The following is a 17848-nucleotide window of genomic DNA, read 5'->3' as shown; positions in this document are numbered from 1 at the left end:
CGTTGTGTGAACAAATGTGTCATGGTATACTAAATCTGTGTGTCCATATGCGGATAGAGAAGATATGTGTCTCAGAATATGGGCAGATATATCAGGAAAAGTATATGGTATAAGATCTATTATAATCAGGAAAGTACAGAGATAGAGAAAACATGGCACTCAAATACGTGATGATAAATGACATAATTGAAGAACATAATGCAAGAATGCAGAATCTGAGGAAATATTACCCGTTTTTTGTTCTGGCTGAGACCACATTTGCGCAGTATAAGGAAGGTCGTTATGCACAGCTGGACATGGGTTATATAACCATGGCGATTCTGCGTTTTTTTATTCAGGAGAACAGCTTCAATGAGCGTGAAGTGTCATACGATGAATATGAGGAATTCATGGGGCAGCTCCTTGACCGTGATTTCGATGTGGAGATTGCGGGAGATGACAGGGCTGACCTGATAATGTATATATTTGACAAGATCAAGAACGACGGAAGAGCATTTGAATTCACGTTCTATGATCCGGGAAAGAAGCAGCGCAAGACGGGACGAGTGAAGCTGATAGACAGCCATATAGTGGATGGCAAGGTCCTGTATTTCATCACTGCGGATGGAATCGAATTCTATCTGGACACCAAGGAGATCAAGGACGAGAGCAAGATCAACGTGCAGCAGCTTCTTCTGGAAAAGATGATCGTTGGAGAGAACTTCCGTGGCGGTATCGAGGTCGTGCGCAGGATCAATAGCGAGGTGAACAGGCTGATCCGCGAGAAGGATGAGATAGTAAATCTTCTGTCCATCGACGTGTTCAAGGGCGCGGAGGAGTACGAGAATTATATGAAGACCGTCGGCAAATGGTTCGCTGACGAGCAGAAGCTCTTTGCCAAGAACAAAGCTCTGGTGGACAAAGCGATCACTAAGGCGAGCTATGATAATATGGGCAAGGGCAACCTGAAAGCGATGGAGGAGATAAGCCAGCTTGAGCTTGAACTCAAGAGGACCATCATCAAGCACGGAAGTCTGATAAGCAGCACCATGGAGCTGCAGAACATATCGGACAATATCATACACAAGGCAAAGTTGCAGAAGCTTAGACCTGCATTTGACTTTGCAGGACAGCTTCAGAGTATCATAAAAGAGGACAGACCGGATAAGATACTCACCATACTTGCGCCTCTCTTCGCTCCGAGGATCGTGAAAACGTTCAGCATGACATCCATAGATCACATGCTCACGCTGAAGTCCGAGGACAATGCGAAGACCACAAAGGTGAAGAAGGAGCAGCTTGATCCGAACTTCCGTTACGAAGATGAACTTCTCGATGAACAGATAAGTGCCAACTTCACAAAGCTGTTCCACGAACTCCTTGACCAGCTGAACAAATGGGGACATCTGAGTCTCAAGGAATTCAATGGAATACTTGAAGTTAAGTTTGGAAAAGAAATCTACGACAACAAAGATTACTATTCCTTCCTCACACACCTGGCTCAGAAGGACAGATACAGCGTGGATGAGATACTGGCAAAGCCGGACACTATGCTGGAGGGAATGCTGGTAGATCACATAGAGAGAATAAAAACTGGCAAAGGTATTGCTATTTTGCAGAATCAGACCGATGGTGATATGGGGCATGGCGGTTCTGGTCTCTCCCGTGAGATGTATGCACCGGAACTCACACTGGATGCGTTCAGAGGCATGACATTTACACTGGAATTCCATCCAGACGAAGAGATACAGATTGGCGAGGACATGTACGTTACGGGAATTCAGTTTAACAAAACCAGCTGAGAGTGATTGTACGGAGAATAGGAGAAAAAGATGGAAAGTAAGAATCTGGACAAGGCGATAGAGATATATTCCAAGTTAATATCAGGTGAGGAGATCTGCAAGAAGCATCCCGACAACGGCCCGCTGTACGATGAATTCTACGGCAATGCCGAGGTGTACGACATCGTCATGAATATGATGAAGAAGATGAACCTGTCACTGTACGAGTACAATGACAGCTTGTATATAACAGCCGGAGAGGGCAACAGGGTATTTGGCTATACGAATGACGACATGAAGAAGCTTCTGGGACTTCGTCTGAACAAGGAGCTCTATCTGTGTTACTTCATTATGTATATGACACTTCTCTATTTTTACAAGGATTCCTCCAGCTATCAGTTCAGGGAGTATGTGAAGTCAGAGAACATTATAGATGAGACAAGCAAATATCTTGCGGACATAACGAAGAAGCTTGATGTTCTGTCAACTGATGAGGTGGAGCAGGACAGCTTCAAGGCGATAGCGCTCCTGTGGGATGAGCTCCCGGCGGTGACGGGCAATCAGGAGGGCGACAGCGCCAGGGCGTCCAAGGCATCCCGGGCGGGTTATGTGAAGCTGGTGTTCAACTTCATGTCGGCCCAGCGGTTATTTGTGGAGAATGCGGACAGGTACTATCCGACAGACAGGATGAAAGCTTTGTCGGAGAACTATTTTGAGGAATACAGAGGACGGTTGTATCAGCTGCTTGGAGGTGAAGAAGAGGATGCCTAGTATCAACAGGATAAGGGTCAACAATGTAAAATATAACTTTGGTACACAGCAGTACGATGACTTCACTATGAGAATGTATGGCAAGAACACGCTGTATGATCTGGCAAATGGAGGAGGAAAGAGTATTCTCATGCTTCTGCTCCTTCAGAACCTGATACCGAACTGTACTCTGGATGAGAAGCAGCCTGTGGAGAAGCTTTTCCGTGCGGGCGGCGGCAACACAGTCATCCATTCGCTGATCGAGTGGAAGCTTGACGAGGCGGATATAAAGGATGGCTACAGATACATGACCACCGGATTCTGTGCCAGAAAGGCGAAGGATGCTGCGGATGCCGGGGAGGTACAGAAGGACACTGCATCCATAGAGTATTTTAATTACTGCATTTTCTACAGGGAATATAACAAGAATGACATAGTGAACCTTCCTTTGTCGGAGGGTAATGAGAGGATCACATTCAACGGTTTAAAGACATATCTCAAGGATCTCGGACACAGGGATATGAGCCTGGAGATCAGGGTATTTGACAAGAAGGGCGAGTACCAGAGATTTATAAGTGGCTATGGTCTCCACGAGAGCCACTGGGAAATCATACGTGGAATCAACAAGACAGAGGGGCACGTAAGAACGTATTTTGAGACAAATTACAGGACCACAAGGAAGGTCGTGGAGGATCTGCTTATAGAGGAGATCATAGAGAAGGCATTTGCCACAAAGACAGGACGAAACGGTGAGGAAGACACCATGGCAGAGACTCTTCTCGACATCAAGGACAAGCTGAACGTTCTGGCACAGAGAAAGCGTGACATAGCCAACTATGACCACCAGATAGAATTGATAAATGTGCTCGAGGGCAAGGTGAACTCATGCATAGGTCTCTACGAGGACAACGACAGGATATGTAAGGGCCTGGCCGATGTGTATGCCACAGGAAGGGCGTGTACACAGGAGGGCGACACCCATATGGAGGAGCTGGCGAAGGCAAAGGCTGATGCCGGGGAGCAGATGGAACAGCAGAACAAGCGTCTGGCAAATCTCAGGGTCACCAGGGATTATCTGCGCCTTGAGGACATGAACCGCAAGATGGATGACACTGTCACGCAGATAGAGGACAATGAGAAGAAGCTTGCGGAGCTGAAAAACCAGATCGGCTACAAGGAGAGTGTAAATGACTACCTTGTATACAGGGAGAACAAGCGACAGTACGAAGAGAGCAGACTGATAGTCGACAATATAAGAAACAACATCGGATCATCCAGTGAGAAGATGGCGGTGTATGCGTACAACAGACGCATCCGTGATGAGAAGAAGCTTGCAGAGCTCATGGTGGCAAGGGAAGAGGCCCAGACCAGCTATGATCACGCACTTGAGGAGGCGGAGTACTGCAGAAAGGTCATGAGGGAGGGCGAGATCGCCCAGGCGGTGGCGGAGAACAATATCGCTGATGCCACAGCCAAGATTGATGAGATAAGTGCCCGCATAAGTGAGCTGGCTGCATCGGTCAACCTGCTCGTAGTGGGTGATGTGAAGGATATGATGAACAAGGCTCAGGAGGAGTCTGACAGGATACTTGCTGAGATGACAGAGTTGGAGATAGCCATAGCAGATGGCAGGACAAAGCTGTACGATGACAGATACAGACTGACGACTGTGCAGGCTGAGTATGATGCGCTGGAGAGAAGCTGCGAGGATGCAAGGCTTGACGCCGAGGCGTACAGGCAGTCGGGAAGCCAGCTCGACAGCATCATGGCAGTATACTCTGTGGAGAATCCACAGGATATAACAGGTGTTATAAATGACAGGATTAGGGGCACCATAACAGAGACGATCAAGCGCCAGCAGGAGATCGACAGACTGACAAAGCTTGCGAAATGCTATGAGGATGGCAGACCATTTCCGCCGTCGGAGGGTGCTGAGACTGTGATAAACTACATCTCCACCAGACATGGGCTCATGGCCATGCATGGTGCGGATTATCTGTCGGCACTCCCGGGTGATACAAAGGAGGAGCTGCTTCAGGCAAATCCATACCTGCCGTACAGTGTTGTGACAAAGGGATTTGATAGTCTGGAGGACGATATAAATCTCGGTTCGATAGACACCGGCAGCGAATGTGTAATGGTGTACGATATGGATAAGCTTTCAGACTCAGCGATAGTTCCCGCCGAGAACATGCTTATCATAGGAAGAGACAGGAAATATTTCATGTCTAAGGACTCCATAGAGGACGCCAGAAAGGCAAATGCTGATAAGATAGCAGGTCTCACGGAGGAGATCAGTTTGATAAATGAGAAGCTTGCGACTTATCAGGAGGATCTTGCATTTGTCACAAGGCTTGTGGATGCGAGATATACAGGTGCCGAGGACAGGGAGAGAGAGCTGAACCAGGCACTGCTCGATAAGAAGGATGAGCTTGAGGAGCTTAAGACATCGATCAAGGTTACAGAGACGGAGCTTAAGAATAACACCGAGAGATATGGAGACCTGCAGCAGAGTCAGCAGAAGGAATCTGACAGAAGACAGACATTTGTCATGATAGAGCAGCTGTCGGATCTTGCAAGACCGGAGGAGCAGAGACTTGCCGAGTATAAGCAGAGGAAGTCTGACCTTGTGGCAAAGCTGTCAGGACTTCAGAGCGATGTGCTGAAGTGGTCGACGACGGTTGGAGAGACTGAGTCAAAGCTTGCGGGGCTTACAAGGAATATAGAGGATATCCAGTACAAGTGGACGGAGTATTTCGAACCGTATCTGCCGAAGTCTGAGAATGCGGGAGTTGCTGAAAATACAGATGGTGCAGGCGTGGCTGCTGCGGCATGGCAGGACGGAATACCGGAGGAATACAAGGAGACTTTGGACATTTCAGATGAACGGCTTGAACAGGAATTTATGGCTATGCTGGCGGTTTCAAAGGAGCATGCGCCGGATCTTGAGGACAAGAAGAAGCTCATGGATGCGCTGAAGAAGTCAATGGACAGAATACAGAAGACCATAGAGAAGAGAGGCTTTGACATGGCGGTATTTGCCGGGGCAGGAGAGCTCTATCCGACGTCAGAGGACCATCTCAGGGAGATGGACGATGAGCTGGCAAGGCTCACACTGATAGAGGCGTCGCTGATGCAGCAGCAGAAGGCTGACCAGAAGGCGTATAGCAAGCTTGAGGGAAGCATAGAGTATGCGATAGAGAACATCAATAGAACATACGGTGATGGCAGCTATGTGCGTGAGGAGATATCTGCAGCCGATGCAGATACAGCCATAGCCAATGGAGATGCGGTGCTTGCGGATATGAACCGCATATTCAAAGAAGCTGAGAAGGCGTACAGCGATTACTATAAGCAGTATGGTTTCATGGTGGATCTGTACAAGGATGTAAAGAGAATAGTCGATACAAATGACATAGATGTGTCCGGTGGAAATGTACTGGATGAAGACATGGATACCCTCAGACAGTTATTTGAGACAAGCCTCATGAAGTACGACAGGAGCATGAAAGCCCTTGAGCGTGCGAAGAATGAGATCATGAGATTCAAGGGACAGACGGCGGATACACTAGTGGAGATGGGTGTATTCGAGATGGCCAATACGATCAGACAGGATGTGCAGGTTCCGGATACCTACAGTCAGGCAAAGGAACTTCTGGCAAATCTTCTTCAGATTATTGAGTTCATCAAGCTGGAGAAGGAGCGCGTTGAGAAGGGTATCGAGGATATGGTTGCCATCAAGGAGAACTTCGAGAATCAGTGTGTACAGAGATGTATGGATGTGAAGACTGAGCTTGAGAAGCTTCCAAAGCTGTCACGTATCACGGTGGGCGATGATGTGATCAAGATGGTCGATCTCACCATACCTTATGTGAAGGATGAATTTGTAAAGCAGAGAATGTCTGATTATATAGATGACATAGTGAAAGGCGCGGATGCCTACGAGGATGAGAGAAAGAGGATCAAGTACATCCGTGACTGCCTCGGACTTAAGAAGCTGTTCGGCGTCATGGTCACAGATATGAACGCCATAAAGCTTAACCTCTATAAGAGGGAGAGAATAAAGGAACAGAGCCGTTATCTCAGATATGAGGAGGCTGTTGGAAGTACGGGACAGTCTCAGGGAATCTACATCCAGTTTCTGGTTGCTGTCATCAACTATATTGCAGGAATGTACAGTCTGGCACCGGAGGAGTCAGTACAGTCGAAGACTATATTTATCGACAACCCATTTGGAGCGGCGAAGGATATATACATATGGGAGCCTATATTTGCCATGCTGGCAGCCAACCATGTGCAGCTCATCGTACCTGCCCGTGGCGCGACACCGGCCATCACAGGACGCTTCGATGTGAACTACATTCTGGGGCAGCAGATGGTGGGCGGAAAGCAACAGACGGTCGTTGTGGACTATACCAGCAAGACGGATCAGGAGGAGCTTGAATATCAGGAGCTTTCCTATGAGCAGGCGACCTTCGACTTCATCTAGGGGGGCTGTGGAATGGCTTGACCGGTTTCATATTCCCCTGATAGGCAATATGAAACCATCAAGCCATAATTCAGGTTACGGGTTTTGCAGATATATGTTGTTGAATTACTTTAAATATTAGCTTGGGAGGAACTATAGATGGATTGGAACAGGAAACAGCTTAGAAAGGGAGCGTGGAACACGGTATTTAAGCGGGGACTTTTGGCCTGGATGGCCATGGTCGCTGTGTGTTTTGTATTCTCTTATCTTGGGGTAGATGATTCTTCACAGACAAAGTTCGTGAAGGGTATAGATCAGGTGCTCGGGCAGGAGACAGAGCATGAGGCGGACAATGTGACCATACTCAAGGAATATGTGAAGAATATGCCGATGGTTGAGCATATGTCGGAGGAAAAAGCAGAGACAGTTGCCCGGATGATAGATTCGGTGACGGTGAAGCAGACCTGGATCATCAAGCTTTTAGGCGCCAATACGGCATACGTGAAGAGAAATCCCGGTGAGGTCATAGTGATGCTTCTCATATCCGCACTTATCATGGCGGTACTGCATTTCTTCATACAGAGTGCGGCAATAGTCGGCAAATGCCGTTATGCCATGGAGTGCAGATACAGTGACAAGGTGTCCATCAACCGAATGTTTGCACCTTTCCACAGACATTATTTACTCAGACTTATGTGGGTCATGTTCTGTTACAATGTTGTTATGACACTCTGGTGGCTCACGATAATCGGTGGTGTGTACAAGTATTATCAGTATAGGATGGTTCCATATCTCCTGGCGGAGAATCCAAGACTCAAGTGGAGAGATGCGAAGAACATGTCAAGGGAGATGACGAGAGGCTATAAGTGGAAAATGTTCCTGACGGATCTGTCATGCATCCACGTGTGGATGATCAAGGCTATACCGGTTGCAGGACTTCTGGTAGCATTACCGTTCCAGATGGAGCTTGATGTGGAGATGTACTTCTGGTTCAGACAGAATATAGGTGTGGAAAATTTTGTCGAGGAAGCATTCAATGCTGCACCATATAACAAAAAGGTTATCGAGGCTGCTTATCAGTCGGCAGGAGACGCGGGAGTTGCTGAGGTATGGACCAAGCCGGTCTATATTCTCCAGGATGTCGCGGTTGAGGTTCCTGAGGGAATGAAGGTGAAGAGTGAATACGGTCTTAGGGATTTCATTTTCTTCTTCTTTGTGTTCTGTTTTATAGGATGGCTGTGGGAGGTCTTGCTCTATATAGTTATGGATCATGTTCTTGTAAACCGCGGAACCATGTATGGACCATGGCTGCCCGTGTACGGAGTCGGTGGCGTTGCTATCATATTCCTGCTTGACCGCTTCAAGGCAGATAAAGCAAAGCTGTTTGCTATGGCGATGGTGGTATGTGGAATCATAGAATTCATAGCGAGCTGGGCACTGGATTTCTTCTTTAACTCACAGTATTGGGACTACAAGAACGAGTTCCTTAATGTAAATGGAAGAATATGTCTGGTAGGGCTTCTTGCGTTTGGCATGGGAAGTCTGTTTGGAGTGTATATAGCGGCACCGAAGCTCAGTGAATTTCTGAATTCCAAGAGCAAAAAAGTGCAGAACATTATATGTATCACATTGTCGGTATTGTTTATCATAGATCTGATATGCTGCGCCATATTCGGATTTAACAAGGGCGAAGGAGTTGGCGGCACATTATAAAGAGAAGGAACCAATATGACGAAGTCATATAAAAAGGAGGAACCAATATGACGGATATACAGAATGGTAAAATGATTGATCCGGGGAAACAGTCCTGGAATATAAAGGCAGGAGTATTCAGCTCCTGTATGCTGCATATCATCGCGATGACATGCATGCTCAGTGATCACATGTGGGCAACGTTGTTTCCGTATGTGGATATACTTACGTGCATAGGAAGAATAGCATTTCCGATATTTGCGTTCATGATAGTTGAGGGATTTTACCATACCAGTAATTTCCGCAGATATCTGTGCAGAATGCTGATATTTGCGGTGATATCTGAAGTTCCATTTGATCTTGTGTCCGGAGACAGTGTCCTGTATCTGTTTCATCAGAATGTACTTTGGACATTTCTCATAGGATTACTGCTGATAGCATTGATAGACAAGGTAAGGAAAACGGGCAAGGTATGGCTGTGGATCCCGGTTGCGGTTGTTGTGACACTTGTGGGATATGTGATAGGAACGATCACCATGGTTGATTTCTATGGAGCGGGAGTTGTCATGGTTATAATGTTCTATCTGTTCCGGGGCAAGGAACCATGGAAATTGATAGCACAGCTCGTGTGTATGTATTATATCAATGCACAGCTGCTTAGTGGATATTGTTATACGTTTAGTATAGCGGGACATAGCTTTGAATTCCCGCAGCAGGCGTTTGCGCTAATCGCATTGCCGGTGATATGGCTATACAATGGAAAATTGGGATACCATAAGAAGTGGTTTAAATACTTCTGTTATGCATTTTATCCGGGACACTTGCTTGTATTGTACATAATCTGGCAGATGGTGATGTAGACATTGTATGAGCAGAGAATCGGTGGTTTTTGCAGATATTGGGGAAAAGGAGAAATAAGATGAATGCAGCTCATAAGATAGTGGTTTTGGTTGGCAGTATATTCCTTGCTGTCGGTGTTTTCGTGGGAATTATATTTGCAATTGTGGCGGAGCCTGGCAAATTCCCCCTGGCTATGCTGAGCCTTCCGGGAAGTTTCTTACTGATCGGTGGGGGAATGGACATAGTGGTGGCGATATTGGTTCACAACAAGAAGATGATAGTGAAAAAGGGCGTGAGGTATCCTGCAAAGATATATGGATACACGGAGAATACTTCTGTCAGGGTGAACAATACATATATGATGGACACAATCGTGCATTATTTTGACAGCTACCATGTTGAGCGGGAGGCTATAATACCAACGGGATTCACAAGGGGTGCCGGCATGTACCCGATAGGTCTGACGATAGATATATTTGAGTACAGCGGCAAATACGGCTATGATCCGGATTCAGTAAGGGATGAGAGGCTTCCTGGTGAGGAAGAGCTCATGGACGACAAGCCGGTGGCACCGGATAAGCTGAGACTTGTGGCGGTCAGATGCCCGAATTGTGGTTCGAGTTTCCGTGCAGCGACTGGATATTCCAGCAAATGTCCTTATTGTGGAAATTACTTGAATGTGAATATGTAAGCCTGAAAAAGAGCGTGGGTGAGTCGAACCCACGCTCTTTTTTGTTTGCGTGGATTACTGTACATGACCATGTTTTAGCATGAATTGCTCATCGCCATAAATGTGCAGTGATGCGAGAGGCATGTGCTATGTGAGGAAGGCAGCTTGCTTTTATGACTATGCGCAAAACAGATGGAAAACAACCAAAAGATAAAAACAAGCTGTTATAGGAAGTGCCACTAAAACGCCGCTAAGCCACCGTATAGAATATGTCATCACAGACCATCCCGCCCTCCAAACTTGCCGGTGACAGGTGAAAATTGCCCAGTAAAGCAAGCTAAACCATCACTATTAAGTCAAAAATATCCTAATATATAACTATTAAACAACCGCTATTGTTAAAAATATCTATAAAAATTTCAATAAATCGCAAAATTTTGCTAATTAATCCAAAAATATTCTATTCTTTCAAAACCCCTGTCAAATTATAATGAATACAGTCAATGAGGCAAGACGAAAAAATAAAACACACAAAGCCAAAGGATGTGTTAAGTTTCAGAAAACTTAACATGCAGCATCAGCCCTTGCCGAAGGCAATTACAAATGGGCTGATGTTCAAAGAACAGGAGGGAACGTAATATGAGAAAAAGAAGAATTTTAGCTGTAGCAGCAGCTGCAACACTTGCATTATCAATGGTAGGATGTGGATCAGGCGGAAGCTCAAGTGGCGGAAGTTCAAGCAGCGGAGTAGCAAACAAGGACAAGCCACTTTGCTGGTTCAACCGTCAGCCATCCAACAGCTCAACAGGAGAGCTTGACAAGGATGCCCTTAGCTACAACAAGGACACATATTATGTAGGATTTGATGCTAATCAGGGTGCTGAGCTTCAGGGACAGATGGTTCTTGATTACATCAAGGCAAACGCAGCAACGATCGATCGTAACGGTGATGGAGTCATCGGATATGTACTTGCAATCGGTGATATCGGACACAATGATTCAATCGCGCGTACAAGAGGTGTTCGTTCAGCACTTGGCACAGGAGTTGATGCAAGCGGAGCAGTTGATTCAACACCAGCCGGAACAAACGTAGATGGTAAGGCAACAGTAGTACAGGATGCTAAGCTTGATGTAGATGGCAAGACATATACGATCAGAGAGCTTGCATCACAGGAGATGAAGAACTCAGCAGGAGCTACATGGGATGCAGCTACAGCTGGTAATGCAATAGGAACATGGACAGCATCATTTGGTGATCAGATTGATGTAGTTGTTTCAAATAACGATGGTATGGGAATGTCAATGTTCAATGCCTGGGCAAAGGACGCAAAGGTTCCTACATTTGGATACGATGCTAACAGCGATGCAGTTGCAGCAATCGCAGAGGGCTACGGCGGAACAATTTCACAGCATGCAGATGTTCAGGCTTACCTGACACTGAGAGTTCTCCGTAATGCACTTGACGGTGTAGATATTGATACTGGTATCGGTACAGCAGACGAGGCTGGAAACCAGCTTGAGGAAGGTGTTGACTACAGATACAGCGCAGACGAGAGATCATACTACGCACTGAACATTGCAGTAACAGCAGACAACTATCAGGATTTCACAGATTCAACAAAGGTTTATGACAAGGTTTCAAAGCAGCTTGACTCAAGCAAGAGCCCAAGCAAGAAGGTATGGCTTGATATCTACAACGCTTCAGATAACTTCCTGAGCTCAACATACCAGCCACTTCTTCAGAACTATGATGATCTTCTTAACCTGAATGTAGATTACATCGGTGGTGATGGTCAGACAGAGTCTAACATCACAAACCGTCTTGGTAACCCAGGCGAGTACGATGCATTTGCAATCAACATGGTTAAGACAGACAATGCAGCATCATACACATCAATTCTCTCTAAGTAATATAAGTTACCTGGATGATTGATCAATAGGAAATGATTTAACTCAGAGGGGTGTCAGACTAAACATTTGATACCCTTCTTTTACTAAGAGCATGTATCAAGTTTTCTATGAAAACTTGATATGTAGCATCAGTCCTCGCCGAAGGCGACTATTAATGGGCTGATGTTCAATGAAAGGAAGTAGAGATATGGCAGAAGATAAGAATAAATACATCTTATCGATTCAAGGCATGAGCAAATCATTCGGCAGAAACAAGGTCCTTAACCATATTAATTTGAATGTTAAACCTGGTTCGATCATGGGACTTATGGGTGAGAATGGTGCCGGTAAATCGACAATGATGAAGTGTCTCTTCGGAACCTATCAGAAGGACGAAGGCACAATAATATTAGATGGAAAAGAAGTAAATTTCTCTGGCCCTAAGGATGCACTCGAGAATGGAGTTGCGATGGTTCATCAGGAATTAAATCAGTGTCTTGAGAGAAGCGTTGTTGACAACCTGTTCCTTGGACGTTATCCAAAGAACTCTCTTGGAGTCATCGATGAGGGCCGTATGAAGAAGGAAGCTTCAGACTTGTTCAGAAAGCTGGGTATAACGGTCAATCTTACACAGCCGATGAAGAGGATGTCAGTTTCCCAGAGACAGATGTGTGAGATCGCAAAGGCTATCTCGTACAATTCCAAGGTAATCGTACTTGATGAGCCTACATCATCGCTGACAGCACCTGAGGTTGCAAAGCTTTTCAAGATGATGAGACAGCTCAAGGAGCAGGGAATTTCCCTGATCTACATCTCACATAAGATGGATGAGATATTCGAGATCTGTGATCAGATATCAGTTCTCCGAGACGGTAGTCTGGTCATGACAAAGGACAGCAAGGACACCAACATGAACGAGCTTATATCAGCCATGGTTGGTCGTTCACTTGATAACAGATTCCCGCCGGTCGACAATACGCCGGGTGAGACGATCCTCTCAGTGCAGGGACTCTCCACAAAGTATGCACCGAAGCTCCAGAACATCACATTTGATGTGAAGAAGGGTGAGATATTCGGTCTATATGGTCTGGTTGGTGCAGGCCGTACAGAGCTCCTGGAAACAATTTTTGGTATTCGTACAAGAGCAGCAGGAAATGTAATGTATGGTGGCAAGATCATGAACTTCACTGGTCCAAAGGATGCTATGGATCACGGATTTGCCCTTATCACTGAGGAGAGAAAGGCAAATGGTCTCTTCCTCAAGGCAGATATCACCTTCAATACCACCATTGCAAATATGAACCACTACAAGAGCGGCGTGGCACTGTCACATGACAGCATGGTTCGTGCCACAGCTGAGGAGATCAAGGTCATGCACACCAAGTGTATGGGACCTGACGATATGATCGCCAACCTGTCCGGTGGTAACCAGCAGAAGGTTATTTTCGGAAAATGGCTTGAGCGTTCACCAAATGTATTCATGATGGATGATCCTACAAGAGGTATTGATGTAGGAGCCAAGTATGAAATATATGAGCTTATAATCAACATGGCAAAGCAGGGCAAGACTATCATAGTTGTCTCCTCTGAGATGCCGGAGATCCTGGGTATCACAAACCGTATAGGTGTTATGTCAAATGGACATCTTGCCGGAATTGTAAATACCAAGGAGACTAATCAGGAAGAATTGTTAAGACTTAGTGCTAAATATTTGTAATAGAGAGGAGCATGGATATGGCAGATAAAAATATGATCCTTTCGGCTGATGCAGAGGAAAAACTCCTTAAGCCGATTGATGAATATGTTGGAAAGATACAGGCTCAGATCGATGAACTTCGAGTTGATGGATCTGACAAGGTTCGTAGTTTGAAGAACCATATAGCTATCGCAAAGGAAGATAAGAATTTATCAAAGGAAGAAAAGGATAGCATAATCGCAAAGGATAAGGCAGCCCTGGAGAAGGCAAAGGCAGTTGAGGCAGCCAACAAGGATAAGGTTGCAAAGCTTATCGCTGACGCAGAGGGATACCTTAAGGAGCATTATGACAGCGAGTACTACAGCAAGGTAGTGGCAAGCTGCGAGGCTGAGAAGGCAGCAGAAAATGAGTCCTACGAGAGAGTAAAGGCAACACTTAAGACAGAGCATGAGCAGACACTTGCAAAGCTCTCTGATTCGGAAGAGATCAAGGACGAGAAATATGTATACAAGAACAAGCTCTTTGATGCACAGATGACACATGAGTCAAGACTTCAGGAGATCAAGGACAGAAAGCATGATGCATTTTCACACAAGTATCATCTGATAGATCTTCTTAGAATGTCCAAGTACACATTCATGCAGAGCAGAGCACAGAAATTTGAGAATTACAAGTACACATTCAATACAACACAGTTCCTTTACAAGAATGGTCTGTATATAGTAATCGTGTTGATATTCATTGCACTTTGTATCATCACTCCGATTGTGAAGAACACACAGCTCCTCACAGTTACCAATATACTGAATATACTTCAGCAGGCATCACCTAGAATGTTCCTGGCACTCGGTGTTGCGGGACTTATCCTCCTGACTGGTACCGATCTTTCGATTGGACGTATGGTTGGTATGGGTATGGTTACAGCTACCATTATCATGCACAACGGTGCAAATACAGGTGGTGTGTTCGGACACATATTTGATTTCTCAAGTATGCCAGTTGTAGGAAAAGCATTATTTGCACTTGTTGCATGTATTATCCTTACAACAGTATTCTCAAGTATTGCAGGTTTCTTCATGGCGAAGTACAAGATGCATCCGTTCATCTCAACAATGGCGAACATGCTGATAATCTTCGGACTTGTAACATATGCGACAAAGGGTGTTTCATTTGGTGCTATTGATTCAGCAATACCAAATATGTTCATCCCAACAATAGGAAACTTCCCAACTATTATCATTTGGGCAATAGTTGCTGTAGTTGTAGTATGGTTCATCTGGAACAAGACTACATTTGGTAAGAATCTGTACGCTGTAGGTGGAAACCCAGAGGCAGCAGCAGTTTCAGGTATATCAGTTTTCAAGGTAACACTTGGCGCATTCATCCTTGCCGGTATCCTTTACGGATTCGGATCATGGCTTGAGTGTAACAGAATGGTTGGTTCAGGTAGTGCAGCTTATGGACAGGGCTGGGATATGGACGCCATAGCAGCCTGCGTTGTTGGTGGTGTTTCATTCACAGGTGGTATCGGTAAGATCTCCGGTGTTGTAACTGGTGTTCTTATCTTCACATCACTTACCTACTCACTTACTATTCTTGGTATTGATACAAACCTTCAGTTCATATTTGAAGGTATCATCATCCTTGCCGCTGTAACTCTTGACTGTCTCAAGTATGTACAGAAGAAGTAAGGAACAACAAATTTAACTCTCACAAAACCTTTATATAAAAAGCCGCTCGGATCGTCTACAGGATGGATTGAGCGGTTTTTTTCATAAGGAGGGGCCCGCATAAGCGGGAGGATTCCTTGTGAAGTGCACGAAGTGCACGCATGACGCAAGGCATGTGGATTGGCGGACGCCTTCTGTGCATCTATGCCACTTTTTTATGCATGCCACCTAATCACGCAGCCGCTTCCTTCGCTCCAATGATTTTATCTGCATGCGGCGCCGCGCGCGATAAGGGCGTTTGCGCGCTCTGCCTTAGCAAAAATCATTGAAGCTCAGTCACGTCTAGCTATCGATTAGGTGGTATGCATAAAAGTGGCAGGCGCATGCAAGGAAGGCTGGCCTGTGGAGATATTTATATATTGTGAATTTCTGGACGAGTGTTCCCCTTCCCTCACTTCAGCTTGCTTTTATCTGCACACTGCTTTGACCGCGATAAGGGCAATGCGGTCTCCGCAGTGGCAAAAAGCGCTGAAGCTCAGTCGTGTTCACTATCGATGTCGCAGTATATAAATGCAGCCATGCATGCAGCCGGAAACAAGCTGGATCCTCAGCTGGAAACAGGCAAGGCTTCGAGTCACGGACAGGTGAGGAAAATTCCTTGACGGTATAGATGAAGAAATAATGAAATAATAATAAAAGTACAGATATTCTCTGCGGTATTTGATATAATTACATTGCTGGAAAAGACCGGTGAACCGGGTGGCATTTGATATATAGAAAGGATTTCTGTTAGATGGATAAATACAAGGTTATCCTTGTCGATGACGAGGAAGAGGTTATAGATGTTATAGAGAGAAAGATCCACTGGGATATGCTCGGATTTGATGTTGTGGGAAGTGCCAACAATGGTGTGAAGGCTCTTGAACTGGTGGAGAAGCTGCAGCCGGATGTGGTCATAACGGACATCAAGATGCCATATATGGACGGTCTTGAGCTGTCCAGACGACTCAACAATGATTATCAGAATATACACATCATCATATTCACAGGGTTTGATGAGTTTGAGTATGCCAAGGAGGCGGTGCACCTTGAGATAGAGGAGTACATGCTCAAGCCTATAAATGCCTTAGAACTCTCGGATTGTCTGAAGAGGGTCAAGAACTCTCTGGACAAGGAGAGGGAGGAAAAGCTGAATGTAGAGAAGCTTGCAAATTATTTCAATGCATCTCTGCCTGTTCTTCAGACAAATCTGTTTGTATCACTGATAGAGGGCAGAGTGAGCGAGTCGGATTATGAGAAATTCCTTGCAGCATACCAGATCGATATGAAGGGACCGCTTTATTGCTGCGCGGTTTTTCATACATCGGAGCATCACGTTCCAGATGGAATGAACCCGCTTCTGTTGTCAATGTCAGTGGAACAGCAGATCAAGGACAGAATTGCTGATACATGGAAATGCAAGGTATTTACATATCTGGGCAACACGGTGCTCATCATCGAGATAGTCTCAGAGGATGCCATGGCAGAGCTGACGGATGCCTGCGACAGATTCTGCAGATGGGCTTACCGAGTCATGGGTGCCGTGGTGACTGCCGGTATTGGCAGAGTGTGCGACAGTCTTCTGAATATCAACAACTCATATGAGGGTGCCAGAGAAGCTGTATCATACAGGGTTCTATACGGAACCCAGAGGGCTATAAATATTGCTGAGATCGCACCGAAGGAGCAGAAGGCAGCAGTACAGTATGAAGATGCAAATATGCATGAGCTTATCAAGTCAATATATCTTGGCAAAAGAGATGCCATTGAGGGCGCAGTACATGATGAGATAGAGAAGCTGCACAGATCTGCACAGACCATGAACAGGTACAAGCTGACGCTCATGGAGATGGTAGGAACATTCTACAGATTCTGTGCAAATAATTTTATAGATTTTGATAATTTTTCAGGTGGGATCAGCAACCCATACGAGAAGGTTCCTGAGATGGATGAAGTTACCCTCACAGCATGGCTCATAGACACATCGATGGCGATCGGCGAGGAATTGAAAAATGCCAGAAATAACACGTCCAGAAGAATGGTAACGGATGCCCAGAATATGGTAGTTGACAGGTATATGGAGCCCGATCTGTCGCTGGATACGGTGTGCTCAGAGCTTGGTGTGTCCAATTCGTATTTTTCATCGGTGTTCAAGAAGGAGACAGGCAAGGCATTTATCTCGTATCTGACGGATTACAGGATGGATCACGCAGCCAATCTCATACTTGAGACAAATGAGAAGAGCTATAAGATAGCAGAGCAGGTTGGATATCAGGATGCAAATTACTTTAGCTATGTGTTCAAGAAGAGATTTGGAATGTCGCCATCAAAGTACAGAACTGAACATGCGGGGAATAAGTAGAGCAGAGAAAG

Annotated in this window: 10 protein-coding genes; all 10 read left to right on the top strand. The window is 45.6% G+C overall.

Translation table 11 applies throughout. The features are described from left to right. The first annotated feature begins 152 nt into the window (after nt 1–152). The gene (locus DW025_RS07445) at nt 153–1781 is read left to right on the top strand and encodes a hypothetical protein (RefSeq protein WP_117875304.1); all 1629 of its coding nucleotides are present in this window, start codon (nt 153–155) and stop codon (nt 1779–1781) included. Nucleotides 1782–1811: 30 nt separating this feature from the next. Then, entirely contained in the window at nt 1812–2531 is a 720-nt protein-coding gene (locus DW025_RS07440) for a DUF6063 family protein (protein WP_004852816.1), read from the top strand. Further along, nucleotides 2473–6999: a hypothetical protein gene (locus DW025_RS07435; protein ID WP_243104929.1), complete on the top strand. Its 4527-nt coding sequence runs from the start codon at nt 2473–2475 to the stop codon at nt 6997–6999. The genes DW025_RS07440 and DW025_RS07435 overlap by 59 nt, the downstream gene beginning before the upstream one ends. 138 nt (nt 7000–7137) lie before the next feature. Then, a complete protein-coding gene (locus DW025_RS07430; protein ID WP_119999413.1) occupies nt 7138–8691 on the top strand; it encodes a DUF975 family protein in 1554 nt (517 codons plus the stop codon). 47 nt (nt 8692–8738) lie between these two features. After that, complete coding sequence (locus tag DW025_RS07425; protein WP_119999412.1) at nt 8739–9530, top strand: TraX family protein; 792 nt, start codon at nt 8739–8741, stop codon at nt 9528–9530. Between the two features lie 59 nt (nt 9531–9589). Then, nucleotides 9590–10201 (top strand): zinc-ribbon domain-containing protein, encoded by a 612-nt coding sequence (locus DW025_RS07420; RefSeq protein WP_119999411.1) that lies wholly within the window; start codon nt 9590–9592, stop codon nt 10199–10201. Between the two features lie 618 nt (nt 10202–10819). Further along, the gene (locus tag DW025_RS07415; RefSeq protein ID WP_118649505.1) at nt 10820–12091 is read left to right on the top strand and encodes a substrate-binding domain-containing protein; all 1272 of its coding nucleotides are present in this window, start codon (nt 10820–10822) and stop codon (nt 12089–12091) included. A 187-nt stretch (nt 12092–12278) separates the two neighbouring features. Next, nucleotides 12279–13787 (top strand): sugar ABC transporter ATP-binding protein, encoded by a 1509-nt coding sequence (locus DW025_RS07410; RefSeq protein WP_015534393.1) that lies wholly within the window; start codon nt 12279–12281, stop codon nt 13785–13787. A gap of 17 nt (nt 13788–13804) precedes the next feature. Beyond that, nucleotides 13805–15457, top strand: a complete 1653-nt coding sequence (locus DW025_RS07405; RefSeq protein WP_119999410.1) for an ABC transporter permease subunit — start codon at nt 13805–13807, stop codon at nt 15455–15457. 772 nt (nt 15458–16229) lie between these two features. After that, complete coding sequence (locus DW025_RS07400; protein ID WP_118017061.1) at nt 16230–17837, top strand: response regulator; 1608 nt, start codon at nt 16230–16232, stop codon at nt 17835–17837. Nucleotides 17838–17848: the final 11 nt, after the last annotated feature.

The sequence above is a fragment of the Coprococcus sp. AF38-1 genome (assembly GCF_003603945.1).
Classification (GTDB): domain Bacteria; phylum Bacillota; class Clostridia; order Lachnospirales; family Lachnospiraceae; genus Coprococcus; species Coprococcus aceti.
Note: the sequence above shows the minus strand (reverse complement) of the source record. Positions and strands in the feature narration are given on the sequence as shown.